The organism is Kitasatospora sp. NPDC004614, assembly GCF_042873675.1.
Classification (GTDB): domain Bacteria; phylum Actinomycetota; class Actinomycetes; order Streptomycetales; family Streptomycetaceae; genus Kitasatospora.
Genome location: NZ_JBIALR010000014.1, coordinates 157,913 through 181,968 on the forward strand (window position 1 = coordinate 157,913; position 24,056 = coordinate 181,968).

Sequence of the window (24,056 nt, forward strand, 5' to 3'; positions counted from 1 at the left end):
CCTACCCCCTCTGCTCCGCCTGCTCCCAGGCCGCGACGACTCGTACGGCGTCAGCCGTGCCGGACACGTCATGCACCCGGACCGCCCAGGCACCCGCCTTCGCCGACAGCACCGAGACCGCCGCCGTGGCGTCGTCCCGCTGCCGCGCCGGGCGCAGCTCCCCGGTTTCCGGGTTGGCCAGCAGCGTACCCAGGAAGCGCTTGCGCGAAGCCGCGACCAGCACCGGCCGCCCCAGCGCCGTCAGCGCGTCCAGCCGGCCCAGCAGCGCCCAGTTGTGCGCACTGGTCTTGGCGAACCCCAGGCCCGGGTCCAGGATCAGCTGATCCTCCTTCACCCCCGCCGCGAGCAGGTCCTCCACCCGGACGGTCAGCTCCCGCACCACGTCCGCGACCACGTCCTCGTACACCGCCAGCGCGTCCATGTCCGCCGACTGCCCGCGCCAGTGCATCACCACGAACGGCGCGCCGGTCTCGGCGACCACCCGGGCCATCTCCGCGTCCGCGAGTCCTCCGGACACGTCGTTGACGATCTTCGCCCCCGCCTCCACCGCGGCCCGCGCCACCCCCGCCCGCATGGTGTCCACCGACACCACCACCCCCGCCCGGGCCAGCTCGGCCACCACCGGCACCACCCGGCGCAGCTCCTCCTCCTCCGTCACCCGCAACGCCCCCGGCCGGGTCGACTCCCCACCCACGTCCACCAGGTCAGCCCCCTGCGCCACCAGCTCCAGCCCATGCGCGATCGCCTTCGCCGGATCCAGCCACATCCCCCCGTCCGAGAACGAATCCGGCGTGACATTCACCACCCCCATCACCGCACAACGGTCCAGGACGGGCAGGCCAGGGAGGTTTTCGCTCATACGCCCCATTATCGATGCTGAGGAGAGGCAACCAGGGAGAGCACAAACCAGGGGCGCGGGGAACTGCGCGAGCGACCACGCACCCGACAGCCAGGTCGCGAACACGTGCAGGCCACTGCCCTGCGTCGCGATCTTCCTGTCGGGGTGCCTTCCGCCTCGCGCAGTTCCCCGCGCCCCTGATGGTGCTCTCCCCGGTTTCGCCCTACGCCGCCTTGCCCAGCTGCGCCGGAACCTCCGGCATGAGCCCCTGCCGCTGCCGCTTGCGCCCGAACCGCGGCATGCCGAGCGTGATGAACGCCTCCGCCTGCATCGCGGCGAAGCCGATCCGCGGGAGGTCGCGGGTCTGCTGGTAGACCAGGAACCGGGGCTCCCAGACCGGCTGGAACTTCGCGTTGAACTTGTACAGCGACTCGATCTGGAACCACCGCGACAGGAACACCAGCAACCCGCGCCAGGCCCGCAGCACCGGCCCGGCGCCGATCCGCTCGCCGCGGGCGAGCGCCGAGCGGAACATCGCGAAGTTCAGCGAGACCCGCCGGATGCCCATCGCGCCGACCTCCTGGAGGGCGGCGACGATCAGCAGTTCGTTGAGGCCGGGGTCGGCCTCCCGGTCGCGGCGCATCAGTTCCAGCGAGATGCCGTCGTCGCCCCACGGGACGAAGTGCAGCACGGCCTTCAGGTCGTCGCCGCCGGAAGCGCTCTCCCCCTCCTCGGGGGCCTTGTGCGCCGTGACGACCACGCAGTCGTCGTCGCCGGCGTCGCCGAAGCGGCCGAGCGCCATGGAGAAGCCGCGTTCGGTGTCGGTGCCGCGCCAGCGGGCGGCCGCGTCGGCGATCTGGCGCTTCTCCTCCAGGGTGAGGTCGCCGACCCGGCGGACCTTGCAGGAGTAGCCGTTGCGTTCGATCCGCTTGACCATCTGGCGGACGTTGCGCATGGCGCGGCCGGAGAGCGAGAAGGTGGAGGTGTCGACGATGGCCTCGTCGCCGAGTTCGAGCGCGTCCAGGTCGGCCTCGCGGGTCCAGACCTCACCGCCGACCTCGGAGCAGCCCATGACGGCGGGCACCCAGGCGTGTTCGCGGGCGGTGGTCATGAAGACCTTGATCGCGCCGGGCCAGGCCTCGACGTCGCCGACCGGGTCGCCGGAGGCGAGCATCACGCCGGAGACCACCCGGTAGGAGATCGCGGCCTTGCCGGTGGGCGAGAACAGCACGCTCTTGTCGCGGCGCAGCGCGAAGTAGCCGAGCGAGTCGCGCTTGCCGTGCCGGGCGAGCAGTTCGCGGACCTTGAGTTCGTCCTCGGGGGTGAGCTCGGGTTCGGGCTTCTCGGGGCGCAGCGCCAGGTACGCGGTGGTGAGCGCGGTGACCAGGCCGAGCGCGCCGAGCGAGTAACCGACCAGGTCGCTGATCCGCTCGCTGGTGTAGTGGATCGGGCCTTCGAAGCCGAACAGGCCGTAGCCGACGTGCTCCAGCCGCTGGTACAGCGACGGGTCGCCGATCTCGTACTTCCACCGGACGGAGACGATCGCCATGCCGATCAGCACCGAGACGGTGCCGAGCACGACGAAGTTGAGCGCCGCGCGCCAGCGGGTGCGCGGGTCGGCCTTGGCGTAGAACTCGCGCTGGTGGATCACCATCACCACGAACAGCGCCAGCGAGATCGCGGCCTGGACGAACTGGTGCCAGCGCAGCATGTGGAGCGCGGCACCGATCGGCAGCAGCACGCACACGGCGCGCCAGGCGCGCCGCTTGCGGCGGCGCAGCGCGTGCGCGAGCAGCACCAGCACCATGCCGACCATCAGGGTGCCGGCGGCGGCGAGCGTGGTGGTGCCGCCGGGCAGCTGACCGGCCCAGGTGTGCATCCGGGTGGCCCGGAACCGGGGGAAGACCGCGGAGGTGATGTCGATCAGGCCGATCGCCAGACAGGCGTACCCGACGACACCCGGCAGCCACCGCCTCGGTACGGCGGAGGCTTGGGACCGGAGCGCCTGCAGCCCCCGCCGGCGGGGCTGGTCGGATGTCGTCTCAGCAGACACGGGAGCGCTCATGGGAACCCAGCCTAGAGGCACCCGGGTGCTGCTCGCGCACCCCGGGCGCCGGGTTGTGATGAACCTTCATGACTGTTCCTTTTTCTGGCAATCCGCACGTCAAGAGGGGTACACCGGGCGGAGGAAGGGGCCCGCCCGGGGCTCGGTTCGAACGGCTGCGCTCATCGGACCGGGGGACGCGGCGGGTACCACCGATGCCGCACCTGTGGCCGCCGGCCCGGCGGTTCGGCGCGATTCCAACCCGTGGACGCCGCATTCTAGGGCGACGGTTCCCGTTCGTGCAGTCATCCGGTCGTACTGGTTTCCGACGCTCGGTCAGACTACCCCCACTCGCATCCGACGGACCGTCAAACAACGTTGACCGAGCGGGAGTCGAGGAGGGCCGGACGGCATGGAGCTGACCAGCCGGACACTGGTGTACGTGCTGACCGTGGTGGGTGTGGCGGCCCTGATCGCCACCCTCTGGCTGTGGCCGCGACTGTCCCGGCAACGGCCGCTTCCGGTGCTGGGGCGACTAGGGCTACTGACAGTCACTCAGGTGGCGGCGCTGTCGGTGCTGCTCCTGTCGGTGAACAACGCCTACGGCTTCTACACCTCCTGGGACGACCTGCTCCGCCCCGGCAAGGCCGCCCCGCTGGCCCTGAACACCGGGCGCTCCGCCGGCGCCGCCCCCGAGAGCGACAAGCTGGTGCAGCCGACCACCGACGGCGGTCTGGAGACGGTCAAGGACGTGCTGCCGGCCGGGCCGCCCGAGCAGGTCGGCCGGGTCGACTCGGTGCGGCTGACCGGCACCGAGTCCGGTCTGTCGGATCAGATGTTCGTCTATCTGCCGCCCGAGTACTTCAACCCCCGCTACAACCGCGAGCACTTCCCGGTGCTGGTCGCGCTGGCCGGCTACCCCGGCCCGACGCTGCACCTGGTCGAGGACCTCCAGCTGCCACAGACCGCCGCCGAACTGCAGCGCACCGGACAGATGGCCCCCACCGTGATCGTGATGGCCCGCCCCACCGTCGCCCCGCCGCGGGACACCGAGTGCGTGGACGTGGCGGGCGGCCCGAAGACCGAGACCTGGTTCGTCAAGGACGTGCCGGCCGCGCTGCGCTCCGCGTACCGGGTGGGCCGTACGGCGGAGTCCTGGGGCGTGTTCGGCTACTCCACCGGCGGCTCCTGCGCGCTGCGGCTGGCGATGCGTCACCCCGACGTGTACCGGAACGCCGCCGGGATGCACCCGGACTACGTCGTCCCGAACGACCGGTGGACCGACGGCGACCTGTTCGGGGGCGACGCGGACGCCGCCAAGCACGCCGACCTGAACTGGCGGCTGAAGAACCTGCCCGCGCCGGCCTCGACCCTGCTGGTGGTCTCCACCCACGCCGAGGACGACTACCCGGCGACCGAGAAGTTCCTCAGCGCCGCGAAACAGGCCGCCGACGGCCACCCGGAATTCCTGATCGACTCGCTGCTGCTGCCGGACGGCGGCCACACCTTCGACACCTGGCGCCGCGAACTGCCGGCCACCCTGGAGTGGCTCAGCGACCACCTCGCGCCCCCGCAGGACCGCGAACCGCGGCCCTGACGGGGGCATCCCTCCCCGGTACTGCCGCTATCGCCCGATGATGAGGCTCATCGCCTCGGCCCGGGTGGCGGGGTCGCGCAGCTGGCCGCGCACCGCCGAGGTGACGGTGGTGGCGCCCGGCTTGCGGATGCCGCGCATCGACATGCACATGTGCTCGCACTCGATCACCACGATGGCGCCGCGCGGCTCCAGGATCCGCATCAGCGCGTCCGCGACCTGGCTGGTGAGCCGCTCCTGCACCTGGGGGCGGCGGGCGAACACGTCGACCAGCCGGGCCAGCTTGGACAGGCCGGTGATCTTGCCGCTGACCGCGGGGATGTAGCCGACGTGCGCGACGCCGCGGAACGGGACCAGGTGGTGCTCGCAGGTGGAGTACACCTCGATGTCCTTGACCAACACCATCTCGTCGTGGCCGAGGTCGAAGGTGGTGGTGAGCACGTCCTCCGGCTGCTGCCACAGGCCCGCGAATATCTCCCGGTAGGCGCGCGCGACCCGGGCGGGGGTCTCCAGCAGGCCCTCCCGGTCCGGGTCCTCACCGACGGCGATGAGCAGTTCGCGGACGGCGTTCTCGGCCCGCTTCTGGTCGAACTCGCGGACGGGGAACTCACCGTCGAGCGTCACCGGATCGATCATGCGTGCCTCGCTGCTCGTCAAAGGGGAAAACAGTGTCCGTGCAGCACGAATGCCGCGCCTCCAGGGTACAAACCCCGGAAACGCGGCATCCATTCCGAACAGGTGCTCGGTCGGTCAGCTCTCGACCTGGCCGCCGTCGGCCGGCGGCAGCTTCACGGTGTCGACCGGGCTGTCGTTGCCGGAGACGGCGCCGTTGCTCAGCGCCAGCTCCTTCGGCGACTGCACCGGCGGCCGGGTGGACGGGGTGCGGCGGGCCGAGCCGGTCCACGCCGGACGCGGGGGACGCTTGATGACCGGAGCGAAGACCTCGGCGATCTGCTCCTTGTTCAGCGTCTCCTTCTCCAGCAGCTCGAGGACCAGGTTGTCGAGCACGTCGCGGTTCTCGACCAGGATCTCCCAGGCCTCGTTGTGCGCGGTCTCGATCAGCTTCTTGACCTCTTCGTCCACCAGCCCGGCGATCTCCTCGGAGTAGTCGCGCTGGTGGGCCATCTCGCGGCCCAGGAAGGGCTCGGAGTCGGAGGTGCCGAACTTGATCGCACCCAGGCGCTCGCTCATGCCGTACTGGGTGACCATGGCCCGCGCGGTGGCGGTGGCCTTCTCGATGTCGTTCGAGGCGCCGGTGGTCGGGTCGTGGAAGACCAGTTCCTCCGCCGCCCGGCCGCCCAGCATGTAGGCGAGCTGGTCGAGCATCTCGTTGCGGGTGGTCGAGTACTTGTCCTCGTCCGGCAGCACCATGGTGTAGCCGAGCGCGCGGCCCCGGGACAGGATGGTGATCTTGTGCACCGGGTCGGAGTAGTTGCAGGCCGCCGCGACCAGGGCGTGACCGCCCTCGTGGTACGCGGTGATCTTCTTCTCCTTGTCGGACATGATCCGCGAGCGCTTCTGCGGACCGGCCACGACGCGGTCGATCGCCTCGTCCAGCATCAGGTTGTCGATCAGCTTCTTGTCGGAGCGCGCGGTGAGCAGCGCCGCCTCGTTCAGCACGTTCGACAGGTCGGCACCGGTGAAGCCGGGGGTGCGCTTGGCGACGGCCGACAGGTCGACGTCGGGCGCGATCGGCTTGCCCTTCTGGTGCACCTTGAGGATGTCCAGCCGGCCCTGGAGGTCCGGGCGGTCGACGGCGATCTGCCGGTCGAAGCGGCCGGGGCGCAGCAGCGCCGGGTCCAGGATGTCGGGGCGGTTGGTGGCGGCGATCAGGATGACGCCACCCTTGACGTCGAAGCCGTCCATCTCGACCAGCAGCTGGTTGAGGGTCTGCTCGCGCTCGTCGTGACCGCCGCCGAGACCCGCACCGCGGTGCCGGCCGACAGCGTCGATCTCGTCGACGAAGATGATCGCCGGGGCGTTGGCCTTGGCCTGCTCGAAGAGGTCGCGGACCCGGCTGGCGCCGACACCGACGAACATCTCGACGAAGTCCGAGCCGGAGATCGAGTAGAACGGGACGCCCGCCTCACCCGCGACGGCGCGGGCCAGCAGGGTCTTACCGGTACCGGGCGGGCCGTACAGCAGCACACCCTTGGGGATCTTCGCGCCGACCGCCTGGAACTTGGCCGGCTCCTGCAGGAACTCCTTGATCTCGTGGAGTTCCTCGACGGCCTCGTCGGCGCCCGCGACGTCCGCGAAGGTGGTCTTCGGGGTGTCCTTGGTGAGCAGCTTGGCCTTGGACTTGCCGAACTGCATGACCCGGGAGCCGCCGCCCTGCATCTGGTTCATCAGGAACAGGAAGACCACGACGATGATCACGATCGGCAGCATCGAGAACAGCAGGCTGACGAAGGTCGACTGCTTCTCGGGGCTGACGGTGTAACCGTCCGGGATCTGCCCGCCGGCGTACTTGGTCTGCAGGTTCTTGGCCAGATCGGCGGCCTGAACGTCGCCGGTGTAGGAGGCCTGGAAGCGGCTGCCGGACGGCGACTTGCCGTTGGCGCCCGGCTTCAGCTTCTGGTTGTCCTGCAGCTGGATCTTGATGAGGTTCGAGTCACCGGTGGTGAGCTGCGCCGACTTCACCTGGTTGTTGTCGATCGCGCTGATGATCTGACCGGTGTCCGCAGTCTTGTAGCCGCTCGAGTCCGAGACGAGCTCCATCAACGCGAACACGGCGAGGGCGGCCAGCACGACCCACATGATCGGCGCACGGAAGTATCGCTTGACGTCCATCCATGCGGGGCGTCACCGCCCCGTCCCTCCTGCCATTCAACGGGCGCTGGTCGGCCGTGGGCCGTGGCGCATCCGATATGTGCTCGTCAGACGAGCGGTTGATTGGACCGTACCGCAGCGGCCCCCGCTCACGACGGGATCACACCACGGTGCAGCCTATTTTCCTACCCCCGCACAACGGGCGGGAACAAGGCACTGTTCCCACCCATCGCCCGAACGGTTCAGCCCCCGTAGACGTGCGGGGCCAGGGTGCCGATGAACGGCAGGTTGCGCAGCTTCTCCGCGTAGTCCAGGCCGTAGCCGACCACGAACTCGTTGGGGATGTCGAAGCCGACGTACTCGACGTCGATCTCCACCTTGGCGGCGTCCGGCTTGCGCAGCAGGGTGCACACCTTCAGCGAGGCCGGGCCGCGGGAACCGAGGTTGCCGAGCAGCCAGGACAGCGTCAGGCCGGAGTCGATGATGTCCTCGACGATCAGCACGTCGCGGCCGGCGATGTCGGTGTCCAGGTCCTTCAGGATGCGCACCACGCCCGAGGACTTGGTGCCCATGCCGTACGAGGAGACCGCCATCCAGTCCATGGTCACCTGGCTGTGCAGGGTCCGGGCCAGGTCAGCCATCACCATCACGGCACCCTTGAGGACGCCGACCAGCAGGAGGTCCTTCCCGGCGTAGTCCTGGTCGATCCGCGCGGCCAGCTCCACCAGCTTGGCGTCGATCTCGTCCTTGCTGATGAGCACCTTCGCGAGGTCTGCGCCCATGTCGTTCTGGTCCACCGGGGATACGTCCTCAAACGTTCGGGGTCTGGGTTCGGCGGCGGCGGTACGACTGGTTCGTGCTCAGTCGCCCTGCCGCCGAAACACCAGCGTGCCACACCGGCGCACGGCTTCGACGCCCCCGGGTAGGTGCAGGGGGCCCTGGCCGCGCCAGCCGGTGACCAGCAGGTCCACGGTTTCCAGGTGGCGGGCGAACAGGTCGCCGGCCGGGCAGCCCGCGCGCAGGGCCGCGCGACGCAGCACCCGACGGCGCACCGCGGGGGGCAGTTCGGAGAGCTTGCCCACGTCGAGGGCCTCGTCGGGGCCGCGCAGGTCGCGTTCGGCGAGGGCCGCCCACTGGTCCAGCGCGTCCGCGTCGTCGCGGAACAGCCGGGCGGTGCGGGCGAGCGCCTCCACCACTCCGCCGCCGAGGTGCTTCTCCAGGACCGGCAGCACCTCGTGGCGGACCCGGGAGCGGGTGTAGGCCGGGTCGGCGTTGTGCGGGTCGTCCCAGACCGGGATGGACTGCGCGGAGCAGGCCTGCCGGGTGGCGGCCCGGTCGAGCTCCAGAAGCGGGCGGCGGTAGCGGCCCTTCTGTGCGGGCATCCCGGCCAGCGAACGGGCGCCGGAGCCGCGGGCCAGGCCCAGCAGCACCGTCTCGGCCTGGTCGTCGCGGGTGTGGCCGAGCAGGACGGCGAGCGCGCCGTGGCGTTCGGCGGCGGAGTCCAGCGCGGCGTAGCGGGCCTCCCGGGCGGCGTTCTCCGGGCCGCCCTCGCGGCCGACGTGCACCGCGACCGCCTCCACCGGGTCCAGGCCCAGTTCGCGCAGCCGGACGGCGACCTGTTCGGCGCGTTCCGCGGAGCCGTCCTGCAGGCCGTGGTCGACGGTGACGGCGCCGACCCGCAGGCCGAGCTTGGGGGCCTCGAAGGCGGTGGCGGTGGCCAGGGCCATCGAGTCGGCGCCGCCGGAGACCGCGACCAGCACCAGCGGGGAGCCGGGGGCGGCCGGGGTGCGGGGCAGGCCGGAGGGATGGCGGCGGGCATTGCCGATCAACGTGCCGGGCACCGTGGCGGTGGTGGCAAGCGCGGGCAGCGGGGCGGCCTGCGCCGGCGGCGCGGTGCGGACGGCGCGCACCGGCTCTCCGGGGGTGACGCCCGCCTCGGCGGCGAGCTCGGCGAGGGTACGGCGGACGGCGAGGCGTATCGCCGCGACAGCGGGGTGTGGGCCCATGGTTGGCACTCCTTGGCGGAGGGAGGGTACGTCGGCCGCCTGTCAGCTCTCTGTCACCAGGCGCTCACAGATGGTCGCAGAATCCGGCCACCGCCCACGCCCTCCGCGCCAACGGCGGATCCACGGTCCCACGTACGGGTGAATGGAGAAACGTTACGTCTGCCGCCAGGTGTACGACTCGCCCGGTTGACCGTCCACCGCGGGCCGCACCTGCCGCCCGACCGGGCGTTCCCGGGCATCCGCCTCAGCCGACCACCCGGGCCACCCAGGACGCCGGGTCGTGGATCTCGTCCTTGGTGGGCAGCGTGTTCGGCGAGGTCCACACCCGGTTGAAGCCGTCCATCCCGGCCCGCTCCACCACGCCGCGGACGAACACCGCGCCGTCCTGGTACTGGCGCAGCTTGGCGTCCATGCCGAGCAGTCGGCGCAGCACCAGGTCGAGCCGGCCGCTGCCGCGGTCGCGGCGGCGCTGGAACTTCTCCCGGATCTCCGCCACCGAGGGCACCACGGCCGGGCCGACGCCGTCCATCACCACGTCGGCGTGGCCCTCCAGCAGCGACATCACGGCGGTCAGCCGGGCCAGGATCTCCCGCTGCGCGGGCGTCTGCACCAGGTCGACGAGGCTGCCCGCGGTGGAGCCGTTGCCGCGGCCGCCGAAGCCCGGCAGGCCGCCGAGCGCCTCGCGCAGCCGGTCCAGCAGCGCCGAGGGGTCGACGTCGGTCTGCGCCAGGAACTCCTGCACCTCGGACTGGATGTGGTCGCGCAGCCAGGGCACCGCGGTGAACTGGGTGCGGTGGGTCTCCTCGTGCAGGCACACCCAGAGCCGGAAGTCGTGCGGGTCGACGTCGAGTTCGCGCTCCACCTGGACGATGTTCGGCGCCACCAGCAGCAGCCGTCCGGGCGGCATCGCCAGGCCCCGGCGCGGCTGGTCGAACAGGCCCTCGGGGCTGTCCGGGGCGGTGGGCAGCTCGGCGGGGGCGAAGGTCTCGTACTGGCCGAGCACCTTCGCCGACAGGAACGCCAGCACCGCGCCGACCTCCACGCCGGTGGCCTTGGCGCCCACCGAGCCGACCGCCGCCGTGCCCGGGCCCTCCGGGCGGCGGGCCGCCAGCCGGTCCGTCAGCGGGCGGACCACGGTACGGAAACCCGCCACATTGGCCCGCACCCAGCCGGGCCGGTCGACCACCAGCACGGGGGTGCCGGGGGTGTCCTCGCCCGTTCCCATCCGGGTGAACTCGCGCACGTGCCGCTCGGCCTCGACGGCATGCCGGCGCAGTTCGGAGACCACCGCACGGGCCTCCTCCCGGCCGATCCGGGGCCCGGGCCGGGCCAGGCGCACCGCGGTCGCCACCGCGAGATCCCAGTCGACCATCTCCGCACCGCTGTTCGCGCTCGTCATGCCCTCACGGTACGTGCTCGCCCCCGCCCCCGGGAGACAACTGGGCGTCCGGACAGGCCCTTGGTCTGTCCGGGCCCGTCCGGCCCGTTGACGGCGGGTCAGCGGGCCGACGGGGTGTCACCGGGTGATCAGCACCCACAGGCGGCGAGCTTCGCGACGATCCGGTCGACCGCGGCGCGGGCCGCGGTCGGGTCGGCGCCGGTGCGGGTCATCAGCGCGAACGCCAGCACCCGGCCGTCGGCGTCGACCACGGTGCCGGCCAGCGTGTTGACGCCCTGCAGGGTGCCGGTCTTGGCGCGCACGATGCCGGCCGCCTCGCCGGCCCCGGACTTGGCGCCGAACCGGCCGGCCAGGGTGCCGGTGAAGCCCGCGACCGGCAGGCCGGTGATCACCGGGCGCAGCTCCGGGTGCTGCGGGGAGGCGGCCTCGGCGAGCAGCTTCACCAGGGTGATCGGCGGGATCAGGTTGGCCTTGGCCAGGCCGCTGCCGTCGGTGAGCACCACGCCGGTCATCGGCACCCCGAGCTTGCCGAGTTCGGCGGTGACGGCGCTCGCGCCGCCCTCGAAGCTGGCGGGCTGCTTGGCGGCGAGCGCGGCCTGCCGGGCGACGGCCTCGGCGAGCTGGTTGTCGGAGGTGGTGAGCATCCGCTCCACCACCCGTCCGATCTCCGGCGACTCCACCCGGGCCAGTTCCTTGGCCCCGGCGGGGGCGGTGGCCTGGCCGGCCTTGTTCTGGACGGTGACGCCTTCGGCCTTCAGCAGGTTCGCGAAGGTCTCGGCGGCCTGCCCGGCCGGGTCGAACACCCGGGCCGGGGCCTCGTCGACGGAGCGCGGGTCGATCCGGCCCTCGTCGACCATCAGTGGGGTGACCGCAGCGACGTTCATCGCGTCGTGGTCCTTGTGCAGCAGCGGGCCGCTGTACAGCGAGGTGTCGTAGGACAGCTTGACGCTCGTGGTGCCGGCCGCCTTCAGCGCGGTGGCGGTGCGGCGGGCCAGGTCGGCCATCGAGGCGGGTGCGCTGTCCGCGTCCACGGGGGCGCCGCCGATCCGGATCTGATCGGTGGGCAGCGCCGTCAGGGTGGGGTCGCCGCCGCCGACCAGGGTGATCTCACCGGGGGTGGCGCCCTGCACCACGGTGGTGGCGATCCGGTGGCCGGCCGGCAGCAGCGCCAGGGCGGCGACCGCGGTGGCCAGCTTGGTGGTGGAGGCGGGCGTGGCCGGGGCGTTCTCCTGCGCGCCGAACAGCAGCTCGCCGGTGGCGGCGTCGGCGACCGCGAAGTTCAGGGTGCCCAGCGACTTGTCCTGGACGGTGGCGCCGAGCGCGCCGCGCAGCCCGCTGCCGGTCGGCGGGTGGCTGTCGCCGGCGTCCCCGGCCGGCAGCACCGGGCCCTTGACCGGGACGGCCCGGTGCCGGTCCCCGCGCCGGTCCTGCTTGCCGCGGCCGTTGCCCTGCCCGTCCCCGCCCTGCCCGTGCCCGTCGTCGGCGTGCTTGCCGTGCCCGTCCGAGCGGCTGGCGCCCGGCGAGGGCTGAGCCAGTGCCGGATCGGCGACGGTCAGCACTCCCGCTGCCAGCGCCACCCCCAGGACCCCGACGAGCGCCGTCCTGCGCCCGCGTCCCACCCCTGTCCCTGATCTCACCGACCGGCCCCTTTCCCGAGCACTCCCTGCCGTAGGAGACACTTGGATTCTGTCAGTCCCCACCCTTGGAGGAAGCGTTGGAGTTCGACGTCCTGATCGAGATCCCGAAGGGCTCGCGCAACAAGTACGAGGTCGACCATGAGACCGGTCGCCTCCGTCTGGACCGCATGCTCTTCACCTCGACCCGCTACCCGGCCGACTACGGCTACGTCGAGGGCACCCTCGCGGACGACGGCGACCCGCTGGACGCGCTGGTCATCCTGGAGGAGCCGACCTTCCCGGGCTGCCTGATCAAGTGCCGCGCCATCGGCATGTTCCAGATGACCGACGAGGCCGGCGGCGACGACAAGCTGCTGTGCGTCCCGGCGACCGACCCGCGCTGGTCGCACCTGCAGGACATCAACGACGTGTCGGAGTTCGACCGTCTGGAGATCCAGCACTTCTTCGAGGTCTACAAGGACCTGGAGCCCGGCAAGTCCGTCCAGGGCGCCGACTGGGTCGGCCGGGCCGAGGCCGAGGCCGAGGTCGAGGCCTCGATCAAGCGCCTCCAGGAGCAGGGCGGCCACTGAGCCGTCACGCCCTTCGGGGTGGCCCGCAGTGCCCGTGCGAGGGGCGGGAGTCCGACACCGGACTCCCGCCCCTCGCCGGTTTCCGGCGGCCGGTCAGCCGTCGTTGTCGTCGAGCCTGAACCCGACCTTCAGGCCGACCTGGAAGTGCTTCACCACCCCGTCCTCGATGTGGCCGCGGACCTGCACCACCTCGAACCAGTCGAGGTGGCGCAGGGTGCGGCCGGCGCGGGCGATGCCGTTGCGGATGGCGGCGTCCACTCCCTCGTGCGAGGAGCCGACGATCTCGGTGACCCGGTAGGTGTGGTCGGACATGGCGCGTACTCCCTGTGCGGCGGTGGCGGGCGCTCCCCTGCCGTCCACCGTGCACCAGGGCGCCGGGACGGGCATCCCGGCGCCGCCCCGGCGGGGCGTCAGAATGCCGCGCGGATCTCGCCGACCACCGCGCCACCGCCGTGCAGCGGGGCGGTCGCGATCCGCTCCAGCACCGGGTCCTGGACGCCGAGATGGCGCAGCGCGGCGGCCAGCACCGGGCCTCGGGCGCGCTCCGCACCGTCCTCGATCTTGAACGCCAGGGCCCGGCCGTCGGCCAGCGCGACCACCTGGACGGCCTCGGCGCCCATCTTGGACAGCGTGCCGGGCACCGCACGCATCAGCCAGGTGTCGGCCCGGCGGGTGCCGGCCACGTACTCGGGGTGGGCGCGCATCGCGTCGGCCACCCGGCGCTGCACGGTACCGGGCTCGGCCAGCACCAGGGCGCGGTAGCCGCGGGCCAGGCCGGTCAGCGAGACGGCCAGCAGCGGGGCGCCGCAGCCGTCGGTGCCGGTGTGCGCGGCCGGCTCGCCGGTGGTCTCCTCCAGCGCGGTACGGGCCAGGCGCTGGATCGGGTGTTCGGGGTCGAGGTAGGACGCCAGGTCCCAGCCGTTGGCGGCGCAGGCGGCCAGCCAGCCGGCGTGCTTGCCGGAGCAGTCCATCATGATCGGCGCCCGTTCCCCGCCGGAGCGCAGCAGTTCCTCCGCCTCAACCTCGTCAAGCGGCAGCTCGGCGGGGGTGCGCAGGGCGGCCTCGGTGAGGCCCGCGTCGGCCAGCATCCGGCGCACCGCGGCCCGGTGGAAGGGCTCCGCGGAGTGGCTGGAGGCGGCCAGTGCGAGCTGCTCGCCGTGCAGCTCCAGGCCGGCCCGCAGGGTGGCGATCGCCTGGAACGGCTTGGCGGTGGAGCGCGGGTAGACCGGCTGATCGGGGGTGCCCAGCGTGTACGCGACGGTGCCGTCGGCGTCGAGCAGGACCAGCGAGCCGCGGTGGCGGCCCTCGGTGAAGCCGGAACGTATGACCTCGGCGAGTGCGGGCAGGGCGGACTGCGACACGGGTGGTCTCCAGGACGTGTGGTGAGGGTGGGTGGGCCCCGGCCGCGTCCCGACCGCTCAGCTGTCGCCGAGCAGGTCCTCGACCCGGGCCTCCCCCTCACGGTACCTGCGGGTGATTTCGGCCCCGCAGTCGTCCGCGGTGCGCTGCAGCGCCTGGCGGCGGTCGGACACCTCGCGCTCGTGCTCGGCCAGCCGTTCGACGGCGGACAGCAGGTCGGCGGTGGCGTGCGCGCCGAGGTCGGCCAGTTGGACGTCGCCCATCAGGGCGTCCGCCTCCAGCCGGTAGCGCTCGCCGCGGGGCGGGCCGAGGGTCAGGTGCCGGGCCGGGCGGCGGGTCGCGGACGGGGCGTCCGCCAGGATCGCGGGCAGCCGGTCGAGCAGCGCGCACTGCGCCTCGCTGGCGCCGGCCAACGGGATCTCCCGGCGCTGGAGTTCGGCCCGCAGGATGTCCATCCGGCCATGCAGCAGGCGGCGCAGGTACGACAGGTCGGCCTCCTGCTCCAGGGCGTCCCGGCGCAGCACCCGCAGTTCCTCCAGGGCCAGGCCGGCCAGCCCGTCGAGCGCGCTCACGTCCATCAATCCGACCACCTGCCGTAGTACCTGTGCCCGCCGATCGCACGGCCGCCCGCCACTCAGGGTTCCCCCCGGCGGGCGATGCCACTCGTGCGGGTGACGCGGTTCGCCGGGACGACGGACGCCCCCTCGGGGCCCGGATGGCTCCGGGCCGTCGGACAGCGTGCCACCCCGGGCCCCGGCGCCGCACGCCCGTGTACCCGGATGGCCCCCTGGCGAACACCCCTGGCTAGTACGAAGAATTCGCGCCATGGGTTCACCTGCACCGATCGGGGCGCATCACGTGCGACCCCGGCGTGCAACCGGAGGGTGCGCGCCCCCGGTACGGACGTGCGGGCACAATGGCGGCATGCGAGCAGTGGTGCAGCGGGTCGCCGAGGCGGCCGTGACGGTGGACGGCGAGACGGTCGGCGCGATCGAGGGGCCGGGCCTGTGCGTCCTGGTCGGCGCCACCCACGAGGACACTCCGGCGCGGGCCGCCCAACTGGCCCGCAAGCTGTGGACGCTGCGGCTGTTCCCCGGCAGCCCCGAACAGTCCTGCTCGGAACTCGGCGCCCCGCTGCTGGTGATCAGCCAGTTCACCCTGTACGGGGACGCCCGCAAGGGCCGCCGCCCCACCTGGAACGCCGCCGCCCCCGGCCCGGTCGCCGAACCGCTGGTGGACGCCGTGGTCGCCGAGCTCCGCGCCCTGGGCGCGAAGGTGGAGACCGGGCGGTTCGGCGCCGACATGAAGGTCTCGCTGGTGAACGACGGGCCGTTCACCGTCCTGCTGGAGGTCTGAGAACCGGTCAGGCCGGGACGATCACGTCCTGGCTGCCGGGAACGCCGTCGGCCAGCAGCACCGCGTCGACCGGGGTGTTGCGCTTGACCAGGGCCAGCGCGACCGGGCCGAGCTCGTGGTGGCGGGCCGAGGAGGTGACGAAGCCGACCGGACGGTCCTGGCCCTCGACGCGGACCTCGGCGCCGTGCCCGGGCAGCTTCTCCTCGGTGCCGTCCAGGTGCAGGAAGACCAGCCGGCGCGGCGGGCGGCCCAGGTTGTGCACCCGGGCGACCGTCTCCTGGCCGCGGTAGCAGCCCTTGTTCAGGTGCACCGCGCTGCCCAGCCAGTCCACCTCGTGCGGGATGGTCCGGTGGTCGGTCTCGAAGCCCAGGCGCGGCCGGTGCCCCTCGATCCGCAGCGCCTCGTACGCCCACACGCCCGCGGCCGGGCCGAACCCGGCGACGGCCTCGGCGAGTTCGGCGCGCGGGACGAACAGGTCGCGGCCCCACGGGAGTTCGCGCACCGCGGCGGCCCGGTCGGCGGGGACGGTGGAGCCGGCCGGCAGGAACACCACGGCGTAGTCGGCGGTGGCGTCGGTGACCTCGGCCCGGTTCCAGAACTTCATCGACTCCAGGTACTTCACCAGCGCGGGCGCGGTGCCGGGCTCGACGTGGATCCAGGTGGTGGCGCCGTCGTCGACCAGGTAGAGGGCGTGCTCGACGTGCCCGTGCGGGGACAGCACCAGCGCCTCGGTGGCCTGCTGCGGCGGCAGTTCGCTGACGTGCTGGGTGAGCAGCAGGTGCAGCCAGCTCAGCCGGTCCGGGCCGGTCACGGTGATCACGCCGCGGTGCGACAGGTCCGTGAAACCGCGCCCGGCGGCCAGTTCGCGCTGCTCGCGGAACAGGTTGCCGTAGTGGGCGGCGACCCCTTCGTCGGGACCTTCGGCGGCGACGGCGCCGGGCAGCGCAAGCAGCGGGCTCTTCATACCGGCCAGCCTAAAGCCTCGCCGTTACGACCGGCCGTCCTCCAGCTTCGCGGTGCAGTCCGCGCAGCGGCCGAAGATGGCGAAGTGCTTCAGGTCGGTGTCGAAGCCGTGCTCGGTGCGCAGGCTGTCGATCAGCGGCGCGGCGATCGCGGTGTCGGTCTCGGTGACCTGGTCGCAGTCCCGACAGACCAGGTGGAGGTGGGTGTGCCGGCCTGCCAGGTGGTAGGTGGGCGCGCCGTGCCCGAGGTGGGCGTGCGAGACCAGGCCGAGCTCCTCCAGGAGCTCCAGCGTCCGGTACACGGTGGAGATGTTGACGCCGCTGGCGGTGCGGCGGACCTGCGCCAGGATCTCGTCCGGGGTGGCGTGGTCGAGCACGTCGACGGCCTCCAACACCAGCTGGCGCTGCGGGGTCAACCGGTAGCCGCGCTCGCGCAGGTCGGCCTTCCAGTCGGTGGTGTCGGTGTTCGCCACGGTGTCCCTGCCCGTTGAGAGGTCGTGCCGACCAGTGTAGGGACCGACCGCCGGGTCGGTCCCCCCACTCGTCCACGCCAGTCCGCTCAGCGGAAGAACGCGATCCCGTCGTCCGGGAGGTCGTTGACGTCCTTGATCAGCTGCGCCGGGTTGAGCACCTTCTTCAGCTGCGCCGACATGTACGGCCGGAGCGGCACCTCGGGGGCGGCCTTCTCGCCGACCCACAGCAGCTCGTCCTTGACCAGGCCGAACAGGCGCTTGCCGCCGCTGTACGGGGCCGCGCCCTCGATCCGGGCGACCGCGTCGGTGGCCAGGTCGATCTGCGGCTTGCCGTCGTGCAGCTTGCCGTACCAGATCTCCACAGTGCCGTCGTCGCGCACCGAGGAGACCTCGATCTCGCGCTCGCCGCTGGTCCCGTGCTGGTTGCTGGTGACGCGCCAGAACGCGTGCTCCATCTCCAGCGGGCGGACCTTCTCGCCCTGCTCGTCCAGCACCCAGGTGCGGGAACGGAACTCCAGGAAGGGTCGTCCGTCGTGACGGAAGACGATCTCCTGGCCGAAGTTGCACTTCTCGCTGCCGGGGAAGTCATGCACACCCGCGCCCTCCCAGGTACCGAGGAGGAAGGCGAGCGGGACGACGTCCCGGTGGAGGTCGGAAGGAATCTCGATCATGATCCTGGCTGCTGTCGTCGGGCGGTTACCGGCTCAACCGTACGGCAGTGCTCAGCGCTGGCCCTGGTAGAGCTTCATGACCGAGAAGATGGCGAACCAGGTGATCAGCACGGCCACCAGAACCAGGACACTTTCGAAGAAGATCTCAAGACCGGACACGGTGTGCTCCCAGGGGCGGGTTCGACGGAGGAACGGGGCTTTCCACTACGGCCGGGAGTCTATCGGGCGGCCCCTGCGGCCGTAGTCTCTGGGGCATGTCGAAGAAGCTGGTCATCAAGGTCACCGCCGGTGCGGACGCGCCTGAGCGCTGCTCGCAGGCCTTCACCGTCGCCTCGGTCGCGGTCGCCAGCGGCGTGCCGGTCTCGCTCTGGCTCACCGGTGAGTCCTCGTGGTTCGCGCTGCCCGGCAAGGCCGCCGAGTTCGAACTGCCGCACGCCGCACCGCTGCCCGACCTGCTGGAGGCGATCCTCGCCGCCGGCACCGTCACCCTGTGCACCCAGTGCGCGGCGCGCCGGGACATCGGCCAGGCGGACGTCATCGAGGGCGTGCGAATCGCCGGCGCGCAGGTGTTCCTGTCCGAGGTGATGGCGGACGACGCCAAGGCGCTCGTTTACTGAGCGTCCGGGGGCTCCCGGTCCGGCCGGTCGCGGTCGTGGCCGGGCTGCTCCCAGTGCGGGTCGTCCCAGCGCGGATCGTCCGCGCCCTCACCGCCCCACGGGTCCGTGGGCGGCTCGTGGTCCGGCCGGTCCCGGTCGTGGCCGCGCTGCTCCCAGCGCGGGTCCTCCCAGCGCGGGTCGTTCCACCAGTCGTCGTCCTTGTCGCGCCTGTTGGCGAGGACGGCGGCCAGTGGCGGTATCAGCATGGCGACCACGCACATGCCGATGGCGGCGCCGACCGAGAAGAAGCGCACCACGCCCCAGGCGAGGACGAACAGCCCAAGGCAGACGCCCATCATCACGAAGTAGCGCACATGCCGCCGGTGTGCCTGCACGCTTCCAGGGTAGGCCGAAGGCCCCGGCCGCCAGAAGGCGACCGGGGCCCTGACCGCGGTCGTCAGACCGCGATCGCGACCTCGGTGAACTCACCCTGGGTGGCGACCACCTGGCGGTCCACGGTGGCGCCGGGCACCAGGGCCCGCAGGGTCCACTTGCCCGGGCGGGCGAAGAACCGGAACTGCCCGGTCGCCGAGGTCGGCACCTCGGCGGTGAACTCGCCGTTCTCGTCCAGCAGCCGCACGTAGCCGTTGACCGGCTCCTCGTTGCGGGTCACCGAACCCTGGATGATCGTCTCGTTCGCCACGTCAACTCCTGCCAGGTCCGGGCCGCCGGCCTTCGCACCGCACATGTCTGTTCTCCCTCTTCCTTGCTTCGCGCGAGCCGGGGCTCAGTTGCCGAGCTCGATCGGCACGCCGACCAGGCTGCCGTACTCGGTCCACGAGCCGTCGTAGTTCTTGACGTTCTGCTGGCCGAGCAGCTCGTGCAGGACGAACCAGGTGAGCGCGGAGCGCTCGCCGATCCGGCAGTAGGCGATGGTGTCGGTGGCCAGGTCGACGCCCTCGGCCTCGTAGAGCGCCTTCAGCGCGTCGTCGCTCTTGAAGGTGCCGTCGTCGTTGGCGTTCTTCGCCCACGGGATGTTCTTGGCGCTCGGCACGTGGCCGGGGCGCTGCGACTGCTCCTGCGGGAGGTGGGCCGGGGCGAGCAGCTTGCCGGAGAACTCGTCGGGCGAGCGGACGTCGACCAGGTTCAGGGTGCCGATCGCGTCGATCACGTCGTCGCGGAAGGCGCGGATCGAGGAATCGGCCGGCTGCGCGGTGTACTGGGTGGCGGCCCGCTCGGGCTGCTCGACGACCAGCTCGCGGGAGTCCAGCTCCCACTTCTTGCGGCCGCCGTCCAGCAGGCGGACGTCGCCGTGGCCGTACAGCTTGAAGTACCAGTAGGCGTAGGAGGCGAACCAGTTGTTGTTGCCGCCGTAGAGCACCACGGTGTCGTCGTTGGCGATGCCCTTGGCGGACAGCAGCGCCTCGAAGCCGGCCTGGTCGATGAAGTCGCGGCGGACCGGGTCCTGGAGGTCCTTCTTCCAGTCGATCCGGACCGCGTTGCGGATGTGGTTCTTGTCGTAGGCGGCGGTGTCTTCGTCCACCTCGACGATGACGACCTTCGGGTCGTCCAGGTGGGCCTGGACCCAGTCGGCATCGACCAGGACGTCGCTGCGGCTCATGTGCTGTTCTCCATCCGGGGGCGGTTGGCGGAAGGCTGCTGGAGGTTCTCCCGGGCCGCGCTGTCCGCACACCTGTCCGCATGCTGGGACGGCGTGAGGTGCGGCAGAGCCGGGGGAGTTGATCGTGAGGTGTGCTCGTCGTCCCCGACGTGCCGGTGCGCAACTGCTACCGGTTCGCGGCGTCGGAACGGGGGCGGGCTTGCCGTGACTGGGGTCAGGACCGCCCGGTCAGCGCATTCGACAAAGGCAGCTCGACACGCGGCAGTGGTCTACCGCCCGCCGCTTTGTGAGGTCTGCCTGTCGCTTCATGACGACGATGCTAGGGACTCCGGAGGGGCGCTGTCATCATCGTGTCGAATAATGAGACCGGATCACTCGAATCCTGAGATTCACCGGCTTTCCGCCGCACACGCACGCACGCCGTGGGACCCGGACCCCCGCACGGGGGCCCGGCGAACCGGTGCTGCGAAGGATTTTTCCGGCGGCGCTGGACAGCGCGTCTCGCCCACCGGACAGGCACCGAGGAGCCTCAGTGCCCCAGCGACGTGCCGGGGGCGACCGTGAAGCGCAGCCGCACCCCGCCCGCCTCCGGGGTGGCCTCGGCCAGCGACAGACCCTTGGGCAGGCCGGCCAGGTGGTACCGCTGAGGCTTCAGCCGGTCGCCCGCGACGCCCTTCAACACCGAAGCGGCGCCGGTCAGTTGGAGGTTGTCGACGACCAGGTCGTTGCCCTCGCTGCGCAGCTTGCCCTCGATCCCGCCACCGGGCACCGCGGCCTTCACCGTGCCGGGGCCGGCGTACTCCAGGCCCAGCAGGCCGCTGCCGTTCATGAACTTGGCGAGCTCCTTGTAGTCGACCACGCCCTGGCCGTCACCGCGCCCGACCGTCACGCCCCGGTAGGAGTCCGTGAACTTCACCTGGGACAGGTTGGCCCGGAACGAGTGCACCGTCACCTTCTCCTTGCCGTCGGTGACGGTCATCCCGTCCGAGGAGAGGCTGACCTGGTCGAGCTCACCGGCCACCGCGCTGGTCAGGAAAGGGATGTCGCCGATCTCGACGTCCGGCTTGCTGGTCAGCCAGCCGGAGGAGACCGCGGCATCGGCGGCCTGGTCCTCCGCGACCCCCACGGCCACCCGGTCGGCGGCGACCAGCATGGCGCCCACGACCCCCAGGCCGATCAGCAACTTCACCGCGCCACGCATCGCTTCCCCCTGAAACGCTCCGGCCGGGCCGCTCCGTCGACGAACCGGCCCCGAAGACAGGACGATCGCACGGATGCCCGGGTTCCGGCGCGGTACTCGGGCAAATGCGCGCTCAGCCCCCGGCGAACGGCGGCAGCACCTCCACCGTGCCGCCCTCGGTCAGCGGCACCGCGGCGTGCTCCCGGGCGCCGACCGGATCGCCGTCCACCAGGAACGAGCACATGGTCAGCACCCGCAGCAACTCCGGCCGCCCGGCGTGCGCGGCCCGCACCCCGGCCAGCGCCTCGGCCAGCGTGACGGCCAGGTAGGGATCCTCGGCCCGGCCCGCGGCGGACTTGGCGGCGGCCCAGTAGCGGACCGTCCCGCTCACCCGCACAGGTGAATCCGGCATGGGACGGGCATCGGCGGTCCCGGTCACGGCAACCCCTCTCGGTGGTCCTCGCCCGGTACGGCGGCCGGCCCGGTGCGGCCCCCATCATCGCCCCCGGCCCCCGCCGCCGGGCAAACCTCCCAGGTCATCACGGGGGCACAAGGTGTCGTACCTCACCCGTTCCGGAGCCGGTCGCGGGCCCGCGCGCCGCTCGAGCCACTCCCGGCCACGCGAGCGGTCGGCTATCCTCGATTCCGTAAGGGATCCGGGCAGAGTCGCCCCCGGATCCTTTTGTGCTTTCAGGACGCCAGTAGGACGTTCTTGCGACCGGTGCCCCACCCGCACCGGCCGCCGGACCGGCCCCACCGCCGGCCGCACGACGACGTGTCGGCCGCCGGCGGACAGAGCGGAGGGTACGCCGATGGACGAGGCACCAGTGGGACGCCAGGGGTTGCGGGACCCCCGGCCGGCCACCGCCCCGTCCATCGCCGCACCCTCCGGACTGTCGGCGCTCCCCCACCCTGTACCGCGTCCGCCGTTCCCCCCGGCGGCCGCGACCGCGACGACCCGGAAAGGGGACTAACCGGGTATGAGTTCACTGCTCCTGCTGACCAACGCCCTGCAACCCTCCGCCGAGGTGCTGCCCGCACTCGGACTGCTGCTGCACAGCGTCCGGGTGGCCCCCGCCGAGGGGTCCGCCCTGGTCGACACCCCGAGCGCCGACGTGATCCTGGTCGACGGGCGCCGCGACCTGCCGCAGATCCGCAGCCTGTGCCAGCTGCTGCGCTCCACCGGCATCGGCAGCCCGCTGATCCTGGTGGTCACCGAGGGCGGCCTGGCCGCCGTCACCGCCGAATGGGGCATCGACGACGTACTGCTCGACACCGCCGGACCGGCCGAGGTCGAAGCCCGGCTGCGGCTCGCCCTCGGCCGCCTCCAGGTCGCCGTCGACGACTCCCCGATGGAGATCCGCAACGGCGAGCTGTCCGTCGACGAGGCCACCTACTCCGCCAAGCTCAAGGGGCGCGTCCTCGACCTCACCTTCAAGGAGTTCGAGCTGCTCAAGTACCTGGCCCAGCACCCCGGCCGGGTGTTCACCCGGGCCCAGCTGCTCCAGGAGGTGTGGGGCTACGACTACTTCGGCGGCACCCGCACCGTGGACGTCCACGTACGCCGGCTGCGGGCCAAACTCGGCGTCGAGAACGAGCAGTTGATCGGCACCGTGCGCAACGTCGGCTACCGCTTCGTGGTCCCCGAGCGGGCCGACAAGGGCACCGACCGGGCCGAGCCGAGCAGAGCCGCGGCACGCCGCGGACGCTGACCGGCCGTCGGGCGGGCCGGGCGGCGGCACCCCTCGCCCGGCCCGCCCGGCTTGCCCGGATCAGTCCGATTCGGTCCGGAAAAGCGCCCCGTCCCACCGGGCAAGACCCCGGCGAGAGGCACCTGACCACACGCGTAGACTCCCCCCGTGGCCAAGGTGACGCGCGACGATGTAGCCCGACTGGCTGGGACCTCGACCGCGGTCGTCAGCTATGTGATCAACAACGGTCCCCGGCCGGTCGCCCCGGCCACCCGGGAAAAGGTGCTCGCCGCGATCGAGCAGCTCGGGTACCGCCCGAACTCCGTCGCCCAGGCGATGGCTTCCCGGCGCACCAACCTGATCGGCATGGTCGTCCCCGACGCCCGGCAGCCGTTCTTCGCGGAGATGGCGCACGCCGTGGAACGCGCCGCCTCCGAGCGCGGCAAGCTCGTGCTGATCGGCAACTCCGACTACGTCGACGACCGTGAGGTGCACTACGTCCGCGCCTTCCTCGGCATGCGGGTGTCCGGCCTGATCCTGGTCAGCCAGGGCCCTTCGCAGCGCGCCGCCGAGGAGTTCGCCGCCATGGAGGGCGCCAAGGTGGTGCTGCTGCACCGCCGCCCCGAGGCGATCGACGACGTCGCCGTGGTCACCGACGACGTCGGCGGCTCCGAACTGGTCGTCCGTCACCTGCTCGAAGTGCACGGTCACCCGTACGTGGCGTGCTTCGGCGGCCCGGTCGAATCGCCCGCCCCCGGCGACCCGGTCATCGACCACGTGGCCGGCTGGGAACTCGCCATGGCCGCGCACGGCCTGCCCACCGAGCCGCACCTGATCGACGCCCCGTTCCACCGCTACGGCGCCTACCAGGTCGCGCTCGAGCTCCTCGCCTCCGACCGGCGGCCGCCCGCGATCTTCTGCTCCACCGACGACCAGGCCATCGGCGTGCTGCGGGCCGCCCGCGAACTCGGCCTGAAGGTCGGCGAGGACCTCGCGGTGGCCGGCTTCGACGACATCCCCGAGGCCGGGTTCGCCGACCCGCCGCTCACCACCGTCGCCTCCGACCGGGACGCGATGGCCCGGGCCGCCGTCGACCTGGTCCTCGACGACTCGCTGATGGTGCCCGGCAGCGACACCGAACGGGTCCGCAAGTTCCCGTCCCGGCTGGTCGTGCGGCGTTCCTGCGGCTGCTCCGGCGAAACCGGCCGGCCTCCGGCCTGACCAGGCTTTATGAGAAGCTGACGCGCTTCTCGGGGAACTCGTACCGCCCTCTCATCGAACGTTCATG

At 72.0% G+C, this 24,056-nt stretch carries 24 protein-coding genes and 1 pseudogene; 6 read left to right on the forward strand and 19 right to left on the reverse strand.

All coding sequences use genetic code 11. The features are described 5' to 3' along the window. Window position 1 precedes the first annotated feature (1 nt). Both folP and ACFYST_RS26090 read right to left on the reverse strand, forming a co-directional pair. Window positions 2-868 (reverse strand): dihydropteroate synthase, encoded by an 867-nt coding sequence (gene folP, locus ACFYST_RS26085; protein WP_387638697.1) that lies wholly within the window; start codon window positions 866-868, stop codon window positions 2-4. 193 nt (window positions 869-1,061) lie between these two features. After that, on the reverse strand, window positions 1,062-2,903 hold the full coding sequence (locus ACFYST_RS26090; protein ID WP_387865842.1) for a phosphatidylglycerol lysyltransferase domain-containing protein: 1,842 nt from the start codon (window positions 2,901-2,903) through the stop codon (window positions 1,062-1,064). Between the two features lie 391 nt (window positions 2,904-3,294). On the opposite strand from ACFYST_RS26090, the gene ACFYST_RS26095 reads away from it, so the two are divergent. Further along, entirely contained in the window at window positions 3,295-4,479 is a 1,185-nt protein-coding gene (locus ACFYST_RS26095) for an alpha/beta hydrolase (RefSeq protein WP_387865845.1), read from the forward strand. Window positions 4,480-4,506: 27 nt separating this feature from the next. Here ACFYST_RS26095 and folE read toward each other — a convergent pair whose 3' ends face one another. The 6 genes from folE to dacB form a co-directional block, all read right to left on the reverse strand. Continuing rightward, on the reverse strand, window positions 4,507-5,112 hold the full coding sequence (gene folE, locus ACFYST_RS26100; RefSeq protein WP_387638704.1) for a GTP cyclohydrolase I FolE: 606 nt from the start codon (window positions 5,110-5,112) through the stop codon (window positions 4,507-4,509). 114 nt (window positions 5,113-5,226) lie between these two features. Further along, the gene (gene ftsH / locus ACFYST_RS26105; protein ID WP_387638706.1) at window positions 5,227-7,269 is read right to left on the reverse strand and encodes an ATP-dependent zinc metalloprotease FtsH; all 2,043 of its coding nucleotides are present in this window, start codon (window positions 7,267-7,269) and stop codon (window positions 5,227-5,229) included. Between the two features lie 221 nt (window positions 7,270-7,490). After that, on the reverse strand, window positions 7,491-8,045 hold the full coding sequence (hpt, locus tag ACFYST_RS26110) for a hypoxanthine phosphoribosyltransferase (RefSeq protein ID WP_043915585.1): 555 nt from the start codon (window positions 8,043-8,045) through the stop codon (window positions 7,491-7,493). A 63-nt stretch (window positions 8,046-8,108) separates the two neighbouring features. Then, on the reverse strand, window positions 8,109-9,254 hold the full coding sequence (gene tilS, locus ACFYST_RS26115) for a tRNA lysidine(34) synthetase TilS (protein ID WP_387638708.1): 1,146 nt from the start codon (window positions 9,252-9,254) through the stop codon (window positions 8,109-8,111). 244 nt (window positions 9,255-9,498) lie between these two features. Continuing rightward, window positions 9,499-10,653 (reverse strand): zinc-dependent metalloprotease, encoded by a 1,155-nt coding sequence (locus ACFYST_RS26120; RefSeq protein WP_387865848.1) that lies wholly within the window; start codon window positions 10,651-10,653, stop codon window positions 9,499-9,501. A 128-nt stretch (window positions 10,654-10,781) separates the two neighbouring features. Then, window positions 10,782-12,230, reverse strand: a complete 1,449-nt coding sequence (dacB, locus tag ACFYST_RS26125; protein ID WP_387865851.1) for a D-alanyl-D-alanine carboxypeptidase/D-alanyl-D-alanine-endopeptidase — start codon at window positions 12,228-12,230, stop codon at window positions 10,782-10,784. Window positions 12,231-12,367: 137 nt separating this feature from the next. Here dacB and ACFYST_RS26130 point away from each other — a divergent pair, with 137 nt between their 5' ends. Then, window positions 12,368-12,859, forward strand: coding sequence for an inorganic diphosphatase (locus ACFYST_RS26130; protein ID WP_387638715.1), 492 nt, complete (start codon window positions 12,368-12,370; stop codon window positions 12,857-12,859). 93 nt (window positions 12,860-12,952) lie between these two features. Here the strand turns inward: ACFYST_RS26130 and ACFYST_RS26135 are convergent, their stop codons facing one another. The 3 genes from ACFYST_RS26135 to ACFYST_RS26145 all read right to left on the reverse strand — a co-directional run bounded on the left by ACFYST_RS26135 (window position 12,953) and on the right by ACFYST_RS26145 (window position 14,796). After that, on the reverse strand, window positions 12,953-13,171 hold the full coding sequence (locus tag ACFYST_RS26135; RefSeq protein WP_387638718.1) for a dodecin: 219 nt from the start codon (window positions 13,169-13,171) through the stop codon (window positions 12,953-12,955). Window positions 13,172-13,269: 98 nt separating this feature from the next. Further along, on the reverse strand, window positions 13,270-14,220 hold the full coding sequence (locus tag ACFYST_RS26140) for an asparaginase (RefSeq protein WP_387865854.1): 951 nt from the start codon (window positions 14,218-14,220) through the stop codon (window positions 13,270-13,272). Between the two features lie 57 nt (window positions 14,221-14,277). Beyond that, window positions 14,278-14,796 carry an ABC transporter substrate-binding protein gene (locus tag ACFYST_RS26145; RefSeq protein ID WP_387638723.1) on the reverse strand — a complete coding sequence of 173 codons (519 nt, stop codon included), beginning with the start codon at window positions 14,794-14,796 and terminating at the stop codon, window positions 14,278-14,280. Between the two features lie 346 nt (window positions 14,797-15,142). On the opposite strand from ACFYST_RS26145, the gene dtd reads away from it, so the two are divergent. Continuing rightward, a complete protein-coding gene (gene dtd, locus ACFYST_RS26150) occupies window positions 15,143-15,574 on the forward strand; it encodes a D-aminoacyl-tRNA deacylase (protein WP_387865857.1) in 432 nt (143 codons plus the stop codon). Window positions 15,575-15,581: 7 nt separating this feature from the next. Here the strand turns inward: dtd and ACFYST_RS26155 are convergent, their stop codons facing one another. The 3 genes from ACFYST_RS26155 to ACFYST_RS26165 form a co-directional block, all read right to left on the reverse strand. Beyond that, on the reverse strand, window positions 15,582-16,538 hold the full coding sequence (locus ACFYST_RS26155) for a YgfZ/GcvT domain-containing protein (RefSeq protein ID WP_387638726.1): 957 nt from the start codon (window positions 16,536-16,538) through the stop codon (window positions 15,582-15,584). A gap of 24 nt (window positions 16,539-16,562) precedes the next feature. Further along, on the reverse strand, window positions 16,563-17,009 hold the full coding sequence (locus ACFYST_RS26160) for a Fur family transcriptional regulator (RefSeq protein ID WP_387638729.1): 447 nt from the start codon (window positions 17,007-17,009) through the stop codon (window positions 16,563-16,565). Between the two features lie 86 nt (window positions 17,010-17,095). After that, the gene (locus tag ACFYST_RS26165; RefSeq protein ID WP_043915577.1) at window positions 17,096-17,680 is read right to left on the reverse strand and encodes an FABP family protein; all 585 of its coding nucleotides are present in this window, start codon (window positions 17,678-17,680) and stop codon (window positions 17,096-17,098) included. Window positions 17,681-17,934: 254 nt separating this feature from the next. On the opposite strand from ACFYST_RS26165, the gene ACFYST_RS26170 reads away from it, so the two are divergent. Then, window positions 17,935-18,297, forward strand: a complete 363-nt coding sequence (locus tag ACFYST_RS26170; RefSeq protein ID WP_387638733.1) for a DsrE family protein — start codon at window positions 17,935-17,937, stop codon at window positions 18,295-18,297. Between the two features lie 122 nt (window positions 18,298-18,419). On the opposite strand, the pseudogene ACFYST_RS26175 reads toward ACFYST_RS26170, so the two are convergent. The 5 genes and pseudogenes from ACFYST_RS26175 to ACFYST_RS26195 form a co-directional block, all read right to left on the reverse strand. Then, window positions 18,420-18,671, reverse strand: a pseudogene (locus tag ACFYST_RS26175) (DUF3099 domain-containing protein); the annotation flags it as partial. Between the two features lie 62 nt (window positions 18,672-18,733). Further along, complete coding sequence (locus ACFYST_RS26180) at window positions 18,734-19,024, reverse strand: DUF1416 domain-containing protein (protein ID WP_035864892.1); 291 nt, start codon at window positions 19,022-19,024, stop codon at window positions 18,734-18,736. 39 nt (window positions 19,025-19,063) lie between these two features. Further along, the gene (locus tag ACFYST_RS26185) at window positions 19,064-19,897 is read right to left on the reverse strand and encodes a sulfurtransferase (protein ID WP_387638736.1); all 834 of its coding nucleotides are present in this window, start codon (window positions 19,895-19,897) and stop codon (window positions 19,064-19,066) included. A 529-nt stretch (window positions 19,898-20,426) separates the two neighbouring features. Beyond that, the gene (locus tag ACFYST_RS26190) at window positions 20,427-21,098 is read right to left on the reverse strand and encodes a DUF2993 domain-containing protein (protein ID WP_387865860.1); all 672 of its coding nucleotides are present in this window, start codon (window positions 21,096-21,098) and stop codon (window positions 20,427-20,429) included. 112 nt (window positions 21,099-21,210) lie between these two features. Further along, the gene (locus ACFYST_RS26195) at window positions 21,211-21,489 is read right to left on the reverse strand and encodes a MoaD/ThiS family protein (protein WP_387638742.1); all 279 of its coding nucleotides are present in this window, start codon (window positions 21,487-21,489) and stop codon (window positions 21,211-21,213) included. A 568-nt stretch (window positions 21,490-22,057) separates the two neighbouring features. Here ACFYST_RS26195 and ACFYST_RS26200 point away from each other — a divergent pair. Then, complete coding sequence (locus tag ACFYST_RS26200) at window positions 22,058-22,789, forward strand: response regulator transcription factor (RefSeq protein WP_387638744.1); 732 nt, start codon at window positions 22,058-22,060, stop codon at window positions 22,787-22,789. Window positions 22,790-22,936: 147 nt separating this feature from the next. Next, window positions 22,937-23,989 carry a LacI family DNA-binding transcriptional regulator gene (locus tag ACFYST_RS26205; protein WP_387638747.1) on the forward strand — a complete coding sequence of 351 codons (1,053 nt, stop codon included), beginning with the start codon at window positions 22,937-22,939 and terminating at the stop codon, window positions 23,987-23,989. The last annotated feature ends 67 nt before the right edge of the window (window positions 23,990-24,056 follow it).